Here is a 12,087-nt window from a genome sequence, read left to right as displayed (position 1 = left end):
GTCGGCTGGCGCTTCGCCATCCGGTCTGATTTCAGGGATTCATGCGCGTTTCTTGTTTGGGTTTTTCTTGTTGGAAGCCCTTCGGCCTTCGCGGCTGGGGCTTCGAGTCCCTCATGCCCGCCTGACGGCGGCTGCGATGCGTGACCTCAAGCGATCCCACAATAACACGAGGCCATCAGGCTCCAGGATCAAAAAGAGAATGATCAAGGTGCCGAGAACGATTCTCTGCGTCATATCGAGCACGCCGGAATTAAAGACATCGCCCAACAGCCAAGAGCCAAGCCGTGACAGGACGAGCGGAAAGACGACGATCAAAGCCGCGCCGAAGAAGGCGCCCCGTATCGAGGCAAGCCCGCCGATGATGACGATGAAGAGTATCTGGCACGACCGGTCGAGATTGAAGCCAGCCGGCTCCACCGTCCGCAGGTATGCAAAGGCCCAGATTACTCCGGCAACGCCGATGATGAAGGATGAGATCGCAAAGGCGAGCAGCTTGGTGCGAAGCACCGGAATGCCGATGATGCGTGCGGCGGTCTCGTTGTCGCGCACGGCGATGAAGTTGCGACCGGTCTGCGACGACACAAGGCGATAGGCGAGGAACGTGAGGACGGCAACGATGGTCAGCGCGAAGAGATAACGCCCGACCGGCCCTTCGAAGGAAATCCCGGCCAGTGAGAGCGCCGGTGCATCGATCACGCCGGAGGCGGATTCGTTGGAGAACCAGCTAAATTTCGTCAACGCCCATTGCACGAAGAACTGCGCCGCGAGAGTGGAAACCGCGAGGTAGAAGCCACGCAGTCGCAGGCTCGGCAGGCCGAAGACGATGCCAACGGCTGCTGCGGAAAAACCGGCGAGCGCAATCGAAACGATAAGCGGCAGCGCTTCGACCCGCAGATTGAAATTATAGGCCGCAAAGGCACCGACGGCCATGAATGCGGCCGACCCAAGCGACACCTGCCCCGCATAGCCAGTCAAAAGGTTGAGACCGACCCCGGCGAGGCTGAGCGCGAGAAACGGCAGCAGGATTGCCTCGAAGAGGTAACTGGTGCCTACGAACGGCACGACGAGATAGGCGATGGCGAGCACCGCGGCCACGCCGGCATGGCGCGGCAGGGAAAACGCTGGCGAAAGATCGGCTGTAACAGCGGACATATCAGACCCTTTCCACGAGCTTTTGACCGAACAGGCCGGATGGGCGGATCAGCAGGAAAGCAAGCGCCACAACATAGGCAAACCAGCCCTCGATACCGCCGCCGAAATACTCGCCGATATAGACCTCGGCGAGCTTTTCAGATGCGCCGATGAGCAAGCCCCCGATGATCGCTCCGAGAATGGAATCGAAGCCGCCGAGAACCAGCACAGACAGCGCTTTAAGCACCACCAGAGACAGCGAAAATTGCACCCCGAGCCGCGCGCCCCAGAGGAGCCCGGCAACCAGAGCAACGAGACCTGCTGCCGCCCAGACACTCGCCCATATCCAGGGCAGCTTGAGACCGACGGCCAGGGCCGCGAACTGGTCGTCGGCGACAGCACGGAAGCCGAGGCCGATGCGGGTGTACCGGAAGAAGACCGAGAGGATAGCCACCATGCCGGCCGCCACGAGAGCGGCAAAAATATCGAACTGGCTGATAAAGACGCCGCCGACATCGAAGGGAATGTCCTCAATACCGAGATCGAGCCCATGAACCTGCGTGCCCCAGAGAAGCTGGGCCGCTCCTTCGATAACATAGGACAGGCCGAGCGTCGCCATGAACAGGGTGATCGGCGGCCTGTTCGTGAGTGGACGAAGCACCGCGCGCTCAATCGTGATGCCGAGGACCACCATGATGGCAAAGGTGATGACAAAGGCTGCCGCGAAAGGCACGCCACGCTCAACAAGGCTGACGAATGTCAGCGCCGCAAACAGGAGAAGCGCGCCCTGCGAAAAGTTCAGGACACCCGACGTCTTGTAGATCAGCACGAAACCGATCGCGACGAGCGAATACATGACCCCGGAGAGCAAACCTCCGACCAGCACCTCGGTAAAGAACAACCAATCGAACTCGGCCATCATATACCCTCCCCGTCTTCATTTTCCGGCGCAACACCGAGATAGGCATCGATGACGCGCTGATCGCTGGCAATCTCCGTAGGCGTGCCATCTGCAATCTTGCGCCCGTAGTCGAGCACCGCGATCCGGTCGGAAAGCCCCATCACCACGCCGATGTCATGCTCGATCAGGACGACGGTGATGGCATATTCGTCGCGCGCGAGCCGCACGTAATCAGCGAGTTCGTTTTTCTCTGTTGCCGTCATGCCGGCCATCGGCTCGTCGAGCAGCAGGATGCGCGGCTCGGCGGCAAGGGCGCGGGCGAGCTCGACCCGCTTCTGCAGGCCATAGGGCAGCGTCCCGGCAAGCCGGTCGACATAAGCCGTCAGGTGCAGGAAATCGATGATGCGTTGCGCTCGCTCGCGGGCATCGGCCTGCTCCCGAACCGCACGGGGCAAACCTGCGATCTGGCTGAGAAAATTCGCCCGCCCGACATAGGCCCGCCCGGTAGCGACGTTGTCGAGAACACTGAGACCCTTGAACAGGGCGAGATTCTGGAACGTCCGCGCAACGCCGAGGCGAGCGAGCTTTTGCGTCGGTACGGTTCGATAGGCGGTCCCATTGATCGCGACATGGCCGCGATCCGGGCGATAGACGCCGGAGATGACGTTGATCAGCGAACTCTTGCCCGCACCGTTCGGGCCGATGATGGCCCGGATTTCGCCATGCCGCACGGCAAGATCGACATTCTGCAGAGCGACGACGCCTCCGAAGGAAAGGTCGATACCGCGCAGCTCCAGCGCAAGCCCCTGAGCCGGAAGCGACGCGCTGCGATCATGCTCGACGCGCTCGCGATGAAGGGCGGTGTGTTCACGGATATCCGGCGACACCGCCACCTCGACGCCGAGACTTGCAGGCAGAAAATTCGATGCCGACATCGTTCAATCCATGCTTCGCCCAAACGGACACAGGTTTTCGATCACGAACGCCATCACGCCCGCGTTGCGGGCAGCAGCCGAAGCCGCTGCCCCTTCAGCTTTGCGAGACTTACTCGGCGGCGATTGCCGCGCCTGCTTCCACCTCTTCCAGCTCGCGCACGAGCGGTATGACGTGCTTGCCGAAATATTCGACCTCCTCCTGGAAATGCAGGAAGCCCAAGAGAATGAGGTCGGCACCGGAGCGCTTCAGGTTCACGATGCGCTCGGCCACCTGCCGCGGCGTACCGATGAGATTGGAGCGGAAGCCGTCATTATACTGGACGAGGTCCTCGAAACTGGACTTTGCCCAGTTGCCCTCACCTTCGGGGGAAGACTTTCCGGCATTTTTCACTTCATGGCCGAAGGCGTTGACCGCTTCCGGATTGGCCTTCTCGATGATCTCGGCAAGCACGGCCTTAGCCTCTTCCTCAGTCTCGCGCACGATCGCGAAAGCATTTACGCCAACCTTGACCGAGTGGTTGTTTTCCTTGGCCTTGGCCCGGATGTCATTGACCTGCTTGGCGATTTCCTCGGGTGTATTGCCGTTGGTGAAGTACCAGTCGGACACGCGGGACGCCATGTCGCGGGCCGCGCGTGAGGAACCGCCCTGGAAGATTTCCGGCTGCGGATCGATCGGCTTCGGTTTCAGCGAATAATTGGTGAAGCGGTAGAAATCACCCCGGAAGGTGAAATTGTCTTCCGTCCAGATACCCCGCAGCGCCCGGATAAACTCTTCCGAGCGACGGTAGCGCTCATCGTGGTCGAGCCACGGCTCGCCGATGGCGTGGAACTCTCCACGGAACCAGCCGCTCACGATGTTAACGGCGACGCGACCGTTGGTCAGGTGATTGATCGTGGCGATCTGTTTTGCGGCAAGCGCCGGGTTCCACGGGCCGGGCAGGATGGCGGCGATGACCTTCAGAGTCGTCGTGGATTCGAGAAGAGCGTGACTGAACGACACGGATTCATGTTGGAACTCGGCGCCATAACCGGCGGTAAAGCGGATCTGGCTGAGTGCGTATTCGAAGCCGCTGGCTTCGGCGATCTGCGCCAGCTTACGGTTATACTCGATGGTCCAGCTGGTGCGCTGTTCGATGTTCGAGATGACGAGACCACCGGAAACATTCGGCACCCAATAGGCGAATTTCACGGGCTCGGCGCGGTAATCAGTCATGGCAGGTCCTCTTTCCTGATGTTAGTTGGCGGCCGTTTCGCGCGAAACGACATGAAGGCTCGGATGGTGATCGCGGGCCACAGGGCTCGCTGCTGGTAGAAGGTCGATCAACTCGGTGACAGCACGCTCGATGCGCGCTTCGACCGCTGGGTTCGAAAGCGTGTATTCGGTGAAGTCCGCTTCAACGGCGTAGATGGTCGTCGGCACGGTCACGGCGCCAAAGAAACCGAACAGAGGCCGGAACTGGTGCTCCAGCATCAGACCATGCAACGGCGTACCGCCCGTTGCCGCAAGGACGACCCGTCTGCCTTGGAGCGCACGGAAGTCGACGAGATCGAAGAGATGCTTCAACGCCCCAGTGTAGGATGCGCGGTACACCGGCGAACCGACAACAAGAACATCGGCAGCCTCCACGGCATCGATTATCTTGCGACCTGCCTCATCCAGTTGATCGGCGCGCAGGGCTCTGAACAGGATCGGTGCTGCCACGGCCAGATCGATCGTGTTCACGGAAGCGCTTACTCGTCTTTCGATCGACGCTAAAATATCCGAGACAACACGCGCCGTGCGTGACGGTTGTTTTACGCTGCCGCTTATGCCGACTATGTTCATCTCTCGCCTCACATTCATTGCTTTCAATTTCTATTGTTTTGATAGATTATCAAAGGTGTGTATTCCAAACTGAGCGCAGTTTGAGGAATTCATTCTTGTGCATTCGCCCTGTTGCGCAATTCACTAAAGCAGTTGGAACAGGGTCAAACAGCGCGCCGTTTCAGCAACGCCCTCAGACCAAGACCATCGGCTCGAAGACGACACACGCCGATTTGAGCAAATCCTTCGAACTACCACCGGAGAGCAGCCTTGTTTGTCGGCGAGCGAAATTTGGGAGATCACCGCCTGGCTAGCTACTCAAGCCAGTCTCCGCATCATCCAAAGGCGTTAGGTTGCCAGGCATTATTCTACTGGCTTGAAACAGCAGCCGCGCTTGAGACCGATCAGCGATAATTGCTCTGACCTGTCGGCACCCTCCTTGATAACCAGAGAGTTCTCTCGGCCATTCAGCGTTCGACGCAGCTCTTCCGAATGCAGTACAACGGTATCTAAAATATCAGAGATCTTGATGGGACTCGAACTATCACCTGCTCAACGTTGATGCACTGGATGCTTCAAAGACATCTCTTCTGTTGATCGAGGCTTTGACAGTGTGGGCGAGCCTCAGCTACGAATATTGGCAGTCACCGTACTCTCAAGGAGACAAGGCTTTGGTTCATCGCGCGGCTTCGGACGGTTATTCCACAGCTGCTGACGTTTATGTCCGCGGACGGCCAAGTTATCCACCAGAGGCTGTCGATTGGTTGCGAAAGACGCTTGGACTTCACCTTGGACGAACCGTTCTTGAGGTAGGAGCAGGCACCGGCAAGTTCCTGCCGCTTCTCCAAGAAACCGGGGCAGAGATTATCGCGCTTGAGCCGGTAGACGCCATGAGGGCCAAGATCGACAGCGCATTCGATGTCAGGACATTGGGCGGTTCTGCCGACCAGATTGGCTTGCCTGACGCCTCTGTCGACGTTGTCGTTTGCGCCCAGGCCTTTCACTGGTTTGCCACGGCCGAGGCCGTTACGGAGATGCGACGCGTGCTGAGGCCCGGCGGTGTGCTGGGTTTGATCTGGAACGGCCGGGACGTGGGAGTTCCATGGGTGGCTTCGATGGGAGCAATTCTGGACCGATATGAGGGAGACACACCTCGGTTTCAGACGGGACGGTGGCGAACCGTGTTTCCGGCAGAAGGCTTAACGCCCTTACCCGAGCGGCACGCTACCAATGCCCACACGGGAAGCCCGGATCGGGTGATTATCGACCGCGCCCTGTCCACGAGTTTCATTGCCGCGCTGCCGGCAGAAGAGCGTGCCGACGTCGAGCGGCGTCTACGAGATCTCATTGCCGAGACGCCGGAGCTTGCAGGCCGCAGCGACGTTACACTGCCATATGAAACCTTGATGGTGGCTTTCAGGAAAGATCACCGGTCCGAGTGCTAAACGAGGGCGTGCGACGCCTTCCTGATCCCCGTTGCCCAACTTGCCTCACAGTTCTGCGCTTCCCGGCAATGCGGTCGCAAGCGCATCTATGGCGTACCGGACGCGCAATGGTAAATGCGACGTCTCTGGCCACAACGCATGGGTGGAGAATACGAGGCGCGGGACGTCTTCGAGCAGCGGTACGAGCGTGCCGGCTCGCACCCGTTCGCGGATCAGCCAGCAGGGTAGCCAGGCGAGACCGAAACCCGCTTCTGCAGCGTCCGCGATGGCTTCGAGATCATCGAAGCGCAGACGGCTCGGGGGCGTTGCCTCCGCTCGGTTTCCGTTACCGATCGGAAACTGCCATGCCCTGATCTGGCCAGACCGACCATAGGTGATCGCGCTATGGTTCGCGAGCTCGTCAAGGCTTTTCGGCCGACCGTGAGCGTCAAGGTAGGACGGTGCAGCGCAGACGGTCATGCGTTGCAGACTGATCGTGCGTGTCATCAACCCAATGCCATCACCCACCGCGCCATTGCGGATCGCCAAATCGAAACCATCCTCGACCAGGTCCACGGGACGATCGCTGAACGACAGGTCTAGTTCAAGCCTCGGATGTTCTGCCGCCAGCCTCGCCAGCACGGGCGCAATGCAGCGGCGTCCGAACAACACCGGCATGGAGACACGCAGACGCCCCACCACCTCCTTTCGACCTGAGTCAAGAGCCGCTTCGCCAGCACGCAATTCTTCCAGAGCCCGAACGCAACGTTCGTAATAGCCTTGTCCATCTTCGGTCAGCGCCAGGGTGCGGGTGGTACGATGGAACAGGCGCACATCAAGCCGTGCCTCGATCCGACCAATGGCCTTGGCGATAGCCGATCGTGTCAGATGGAGCCGCTCGGCCGCCGCAGCAAAACTCCCTGTTTCCACCGCTGCCACAAAAGCATCCAACCCGCTCAGCATCTCGCTCATGATTGTCGTCCAGTGGGAACCAATATGCGGACAACATATCAACACTGGCTCCCTGAATTCAACGATATGTTGCGCTGAGTGCAAATCCACCGAGAAGGAACAGAGTATGACGGACACGATGCAGCGTTGGGAAATGGATGGGATCGGGCGCAACAGGCTGGCCCTGAAGAGGATCACCATTCCCAAACCCGCTGATGGCGAGGTGCTGGTGAAGGTGGCGGCAGTGTCGCTCAATTATCGTGACAAGCTGATGATCGACAATGGCATGGGCTTGCCGCTCGACTTTCCTTTCACGCCGGGCTCCGACCTGGCGGGCACGGTTCAGGCGGCCGGCTCCGGTGTGACGCGGTTTGCCGAGGGTGACCGGGTGATTTCCACCTTCGCGCCGGGCTGGATCGACGGCAGGCCAAACGGCAACGGCAGGGTACCCCCCTACAAGTCGCTGGGCGGAGTTTATCCAGGCGTGCTCGCCGAGTATGTGGTCTTTCCGGAGGACTGGTTCGTGCGCACGCCGTCGACGCTGGATGACGCCGAAGCCAGCACCTTGCCCTGTGCGGGCCTGACAGCCTGGTTCGCGCTGATCGAAAAAGGCCGCCTCCGCCAAGGCGAGATCGTGCTGGTCGAGGGCACCGGCGGCGTTGCCCTGTTCGGCCTGCAAATCGCCAAGGTCCACGGTGCAAAAACCATCGTAATTTCAGGGAATGCAGAGAAGCTGGAGCGTGCCAAGATCCTCGGCGCTGATCATGGCATAGATCGGTCGGAGGAAGATTGGGTGGAGACCGTCTATCAGCTCACCAACGACCATGGTGCCGATCATATCCTGGAAATCGTCGGTGGGGCGCATCTCGCAAAAGCCGTGCAGGCGGCGGCAATCGGTGGCCACATTCACCAGATCGGTGTGTTGGAAGGGTTCGAGCTCGCGGCACCCGCCGGCACCCTGATGCTGAAGAACCTCACGATTCAGGGCATTGGCGTCGGCCACCGTCGGGCTCTGGAAGATCTGGTTGCAGCGGTCGACCGCACCGGCATCAAGCCAGTGATTGACCAACGCTATCCGCTCTCCGAGCTTCCCGCAGCCCTCGATCATCTCAACCTGGGCGCCTTCGGCAAGATCGTCATCGATTTGGCGTGAGAGGGATCATCCACAAACCTGCGCGGCCGATGGCAGCACCGTCGTCAGAGCGGTCCCTGTGGCGCTTACATCGCCGCAAACGACGACACTTCGGCGGCGTCGGGCCGCGCGATCTACAGCGCAGCGAGCGTGGTCTGCGAAGACCGGCTCTCACTCTCGCGGATGCGACTGGTTCGTCATCGATCGAGTTATTTTGTTGCTTGCGGTCAATGCCAAGCCGCGAGCGACAATTTTGTTCCTGCCCGAATTTCTCGCCTGGGTACAATGCCTCATCCGCATCTTGCATGATGAGCTTTCGGCTAACATCGATATCGAGGCCAAACGGCATGGTTTCGACAACTGAAATGCCAAAGCTCATGGTCACGAAGCCAGTAGAATTTTCCGAATGAACCAGAGCCAGATTTTGGATGCTTTCACGTATACCCTCAGTCAGCTGCAACGCACCGCCCAAATCAGTCTCGGGCAAGACGATGGCGAATTCTTCTCCGCCGTAACGTGCGCAGAAGTCGCCCAGGCGACTAATGTTTTGCGCTATCGCCGTGCCAAGACTAGCCAGACAGGCATCGCCTTCAAGATGCCCGTACAGGTCATTGAATTGCTTGAAACGATCCACATCTGCAATGACAACCGCCAGAGGAGATTGCTGGCGTGGGCTGTCTTCAATCTCGCGCGTGACAGCGAGATCGAACGCGCGTTTGTTCGGAATGAGCGTAACTGTCTTTGCCTATCGCAGCCCGTTTCATAAGTCGGGGAAACTTATTTTTAGCCGCGAACGACAAATATGCGGAATTGACGCAGACCCTTCTATCATCGATCGTCGGGGCTACGACCTTCGCCATCAACCCAAAGCAGCATATCGATAATGTCGGACGTGACTTCGCCAATTTCGACCAAGGTGGTCGTGTCGACGATCATGAAATTGTTCTCCGCGACCGTTTCCCGATTGTGTCGGTGAGCCCCTTTTATCGTGCCGGTGAAAACCGACCTTCAGCGATCTCGGTCACGCTACAAAACATTACGGAGCGAAAGAACGCAGAGACAGCCCTAATGGCCGCAAACCGAGAGCTATCTCTTGCAAAACAGGAAATCGAGAGACTTGCTTATGTCGATGCAGTTACAGGGATCGAATGTCATCAACATTTATGCGCCGGCATGCGGAATTCCTGTATTAATAACCTCCTGGATCTTGAGACCACGACCCTGAGGTCCAACCACATCCAATTCATCAAAATGTAGCACTCATTGCGTTGTAAAATCGTTGACCGATATCTTGAAGTCTAAAGCATCGTAGATACGACACGAAAGCCGTCCCATGGTGAATGCCTAGCCTTTCGGCCGATCTGAAAGGGTGGAAACCGTCACGGCCTACGTCAATCTGACTGGGAAGACACCTCCGGTCATGGCCGCGTTGGAGCGTGGAGCAACCATAATGGTGCTATGGGGAGACCTGGCTGCAATGTTGAGCTCGGCCGACGACAAAAAGAGCCCCAACTTCCTCAACGACACGGCGGCGCCGGAAGCGATGCTGGGAGGGGCTGAGCGCGGCCTGAGGCTGCCACAACGCTTCGGCGCCGATTACGGAGTCTCGTAATAGCGGATATCGCTCCGACCGCGTGGGCTACATCCCAGCACCGCTTGATGAAGCGCACCTCCCTTAAACGTCAAAACCCCGCAGCATGTTGCTACGGGGTTTTGATGGTGACGTAGATATTTGGTTGCGGGGGCAGGATTTGAACCTGCGGCCTTCAGGTTATGAGCCTGACGAGCTACCGGGCTGCTCCACCCCGCGTTGACTTTGTTCGACTTGGATGTCGAGTAATCTTTAGAACTGCAAAAGGCCGCTTTGGATGCGGCCTTTGGTATCGGCCTTGGCCGGAGGAGTTTGATTTGAGAAGATTTATTCGTTGCGTTTAGCAGACCTGGCAGCGACCTACTCTCCCGCGTCTTAAGACGAAGTACCATTGGCGCTGGGGCGTTTCACGGCCGTGTTCGGAATGGGAACGGGTGCAGCCGCCCCGCGATAACCACCAGGTCGGCGAAACGCAACTGGCACATGCTTTTGCATGTGCTGTTGTATCGAGAAGCTGGGTGGCGAAGCCACATTTAATTTCAACACGTCTTTCTCCGACCTGTCTGTGTGTTGCCTTTCTCGCGTTTGAGTAAGGAGCCATACAGACCAGCGGTCGTCGCGCTTGTGGCGCGGCCCGTCCGGAGCGCTAAGCGCGTCAGGACAGAAGAGATGATGCTCATCTTCGATGAGCATGAACAATGGGAACGAAGAAGTCGCTCGAGCTATTAGTAACGGTAAGCTTCATGCATTACTGCACTTCCACACCCGTCCTATCGACGTGGTCGTCTTCCACGGCTCTGATAGGGAACACTCGTTTTCAGGTTGGTTTCCCGCTTAGATGCCTTCAGCGGTTATCCATTCCGTATATAGCTACTCTGCTATGCCCTTGGCAGGACAACAGATCCACCAGAGATACGTCCATCCCGGTCCTCTCGTACTAGGGACAGATCCTGTCAATATTCCTACACCCACGGCAGATAGGGACCGAACTGTCTCACGACGTTCTGAACCCAACTCACGTACCGCTTTAAATGGCGAACAGCCATACCCTTGGGACCTGCTCCAGCCCCAGGATGCGATGAGTCGACATCGAGGTGCCAAACAACCCCGTCGATATGGACTCTTGGGGGTCATCAGCCTGTTATCCCCGGCGTACCTTTTATCCGTTGAGCGATGGCCCTTCCACACGGGACCACCGGATCACTATGACCGACTTTCGTCTCTGCTCGACTTGTCAGTCTCGCAGTCAGGCTAGCTTATGCCATTGCACTCGACGACCGATTTCCGACCGGTCTGAGCTAACCATCGCGCGCCTCCGTTACTCTTTCGGAGGCGACCGCCCCAGTCAAACTACCCACCATACACTGTCCCGGATCCGGATAACGGACCGCGGTTAGACATCCACGAAGATAAGGGTGGTATTTCAAGGATGGCTCCACAGGAACTGGCGTCCCTGCTTCAAAGCCTACCACCTATCCTACACATGCCTTGGCGAATGCCAGTGTAAAGCTATAGTAAAGGTGCACGGGGTCTTTCCGTCTGACCGCAGGAACCCCGCATCTTCACGGGGAATTCAATTTCACTGAGTCTATGTTGGAGACAGCGGGGAAGTCGTTACGCCATTCGTGCAGGTCGGAACTTACCCGACAAGGAATTTCGCTACCTTAGGACCGTTATAGTTACGGCCGCCGTTTACTGGGGCTTCAGTTCAAAGCTTGCACCTCTCCCTTTAACCTTCCAGCACCGGGCAGGCGTCAGACCCTATACGTCGTATTGCTACTTCGCAGAGCCCTGTGTTTTTGATAAACAGTCGCTACCCCCTGGTCTGTGCCACCCCATCACACTTGCGTGCAAAAGGGTCACGCTTCTTCCGAAGTTACGCGTGCAATTTGCCGAGTTCCTTCAACATAGTTCTCTCAAGCGCCTTGGTATACTCTACCTGACCACCTGTGTCGGTTTCGGGTACGGTCTATACGGTGGAGCTATTTCCTGGAACCTCTTCGCCGCCCAACCAATCCAATAAGGTTGAACAACACACAAGATCCGTCACTACCACCAGGCCCACGAATATTAACGTGGTTCCCATCGACTACGCGTGTCCGCCTCGTCTTAGGGGCCGGCTAACCCTGCTCAGATTAACTTTAAGCAGGAACCCTTGGTCTTTCGGCGAGGGAGTCTCTCACTCCCTTTATCGTTACTCATGTCAACATTCGCACTT

The 12,087-nt window shown here is 58.0% G+C and carries 10 protein-coding genes, 1 tRNA gene and 2 rRNA genes (1 of these 13 only partly in view); 3 read left to right on the top strand and 10 right to left on the bottom strand.

What is annotated here, in order from left to right; all coding sequences use genetic code 11:
- Positions 1 to 111: 111 nt before the first annotated feature.
- From QE408_RS07150 to msuE, 5 genes are all read right to left on the bottom strand, one after another.
- On the bottom strand, positions 112 to 1,152 hold the full coding sequence (locus QE408_RS07150; protein ID WP_306929698.1) for a branched-chain amino acid ABC transporter permease: 1,041 nt from the start codon (positions 1,150 to 1,152) through the stop codon (positions 112 to 114).
- 1 nt (position 1,153) lies between these two features.
- Positions 1,154 to 2,050, bottom strand: coding sequence for a branched-chain amino acid ABC transporter permease (locus QE408_RS07145; RefSeq protein ID WP_306930246.1), 897 nt, complete (start codon positions 2,048 to 2,050; stop codon positions 1,154 to 1,156).
- The gene (locus QE408_RS07140; RefSeq protein WP_306929696.1) at positions 2,050 to 2,967 is read right to left on the bottom strand and encodes an ABC transporter ATP-binding protein; all 918 of its coding nucleotides are present in this window, start codon (positions 2,965 to 2,967) and stop codon (positions 2,050 to 2,052) included. Before QE408_RS07140 ends, QE408_RS07145 begins: the two co-directional genes overlap by 1 nt.
- Before the next feature lie 109 nt (positions 2,968 to 3,076).
- Complete coding sequence (gene sfnG, locus QE408_RS07135; RefSeq protein WP_306929695.1) at positions 3,077 to 4,180, bottom strand: dimethylsulfone monooxygenase SfnG; 1,104 nt, start codon at positions 4,178 to 4,180, stop codon at positions 3,077 to 3,079.
- 21 nt (positions 4,181 to 4,201) lie between these two features.
- Positions 4,202 to 4,792, bottom strand: coding sequence for an FMN reductase (gene msuE, locus QE408_RS07130; protein ID WP_306929694.1), 591 nt, complete (start codon positions 4,790 to 4,792; stop codon positions 4,202 to 4,204).
- A 650-nt stretch (positions 4,793 to 5,442) separates the two neighbouring features.
- Here msuE and QE408_RS07125 point away from each other — a divergent pair.
- A complete protein-coding gene (locus QE408_RS07125) occupies positions 5,443 to 6,216 on the top strand; it encodes a class I SAM-dependent methyltransferase (RefSeq protein WP_306929693.1) in 774 nt (257 codons plus the stop codon).
- A gap of 45 nt (positions 6,217 to 6,261) precedes the next feature.
- Here QE408_RS07125 and QE408_RS07120 read toward each other — a convergent pair whose 3' ends face one another.
- Entirely contained in the window at positions 6,262 to 7,167 is a 906-nt protein-coding gene (locus tag QE408_RS07120) for a LysR family transcriptional regulator (RefSeq protein WP_306929691.1), read from the bottom strand.
- A gap of 106 nt (positions 7,168 to 7,273) precedes the next feature.
- On the opposite strand from QE408_RS07120, the gene QE408_RS07115 reads away from it, so the two are divergent.
- A complete protein-coding gene (locus QE408_RS07115) occupies positions 7,274 to 8,299 on the top strand; it encodes a zinc-dependent alcohol dehydrogenase family protein (protein ID WP_306929689.1) in 1,026 nt (341 codons plus the stop codon).
- On the opposite strand, the gene QE408_RS22965 is transcribed toward QE408_RS07115, so the two are convergent.
- A complete protein-coding gene (locus tag QE408_RS22965; protein WP_373465516.1) occupies positions 8,283 to 8,963 on the bottom strand; it encodes a diguanylate cyclase in 681 nt (226 codons plus the stop codon). The genes QE408_RS07115 and QE408_RS22965 overlap by 17 nt on opposite strands.
- Positions 8,964 to 9,755: 792 nt before the next feature.
- Between QE408_RS22965 and QE408_RS07105 the strand changes: the two genes are divergently transcribed.
- Positions 9,756 to 9,890: a hypothetical protein gene (locus QE408_RS07105; protein ID WP_306929687.1), complete on the top strand. Its 135-nt coding sequence runs from the start codon at positions 9,756 to 9,758 to the stop codon at positions 9,888 to 9,890.
- Between the two features lie 121 nt (positions 9,891 to 10,011).
- Here QE408_RS07105 and QE408_RS07100 read toward each other — a convergent pair.
- The 3 genes from QE408_RS07100 to QE408_RS07090 form a co-directional block, all read right to left on the bottom strand.
- Positions 10,012 to 10,088: transfer RNA gene (locus QE408_RS07100), tRNA-Met, on the bottom strand.
- Positions 10,089 to 10,216: 128 nt separating this feature from the next.
- Positions 10,217 to 10,331 (bottom strand): 5S ribosomal RNA (rrf, locus tag QE408_RS07095).
- Between the two features lie 242 nt (positions 10,332 to 10,573).
- Positions 10,574 to 12,087, bottom strand: a 23S ribosomal RNA gene (locus QE408_RS07090); it runs 1,518 nt beyond the window's last position.

It is taken from the genome of Agrobacterium larrymoorei, from assembly GCF_030819275.1.
Lineage (GTDB): Bacteria > Pseudomonadota > Alphaproteobacteria > Rhizobiales > Rhizobiaceae > Agrobacterium > Agrobacterium larrymoorei_B.
This window is presented reverse-complemented; position numbering and strand designations above follow the sequence as displayed.

What these genes read in the sequence shown, in the direction of transcription:
- QE408_RS07150 (WP_306929698.1), bottom strand. Translation starts at nt 1,152, where the DNA reads ATGTCCGCTGTTACAGCCGATCTTTCGCCAGCGTTTTCCCTGCCGCGC.
- QE408_RS07145 (WP_306930246.1), bottom strand. Translation starts at nt 2,050, where the DNA reads ATGGCCGAGTTCGATTGGTTGTTCTTTACCGAGGTGCTGGTCGGAGGT.
- QE408_RS07140 (WP_306929696.1), bottom strand. Translation starts at nt 2,967, where the DNA reads ATGTCGGCATCGAATTTTCTGCCTGCAAGTCTCGGCGTCGAGGTGGCG.
- sfnG (WP_306929695.1), bottom strand. Translation starts at nt 4,180, where the DNA reads ATGACTGATTACCGCGCCGAGCCCGTGAAATTCGCCTATTGGGTGCCG.
- msuE (WP_306929694.1), bottom strand. Translation starts at nt 4,792, where the DNA reads ATGAACATAGTCGGCATAAGCGGCAGCGTAAAACAACCGTCACGCACG.
- QE408_RS07120 (WP_306929691.1), bottom strand. Translation starts at nt 7,167, where the DNA reads ATGAGCGAGATGCTGAGCGGGTTGGATGCTTTTGTGGCAGCGGTGGAA.
- QE408_RS07115 (WP_306929689.1), top strand. Translation starts at nt 7,274, where the DNA reads ATGACGGACACGATGCAGCGTTGGGAAATGGATGGGATCGGGCGCAAC.
- QE408_RS07105 (WP_306929687.1), top strand. Translation starts at nt 9,756, where the DNA reads ATGTTGAGCTCGGCCGACGACAAAAAGAGCCCCAACTTCCTCAACGAC.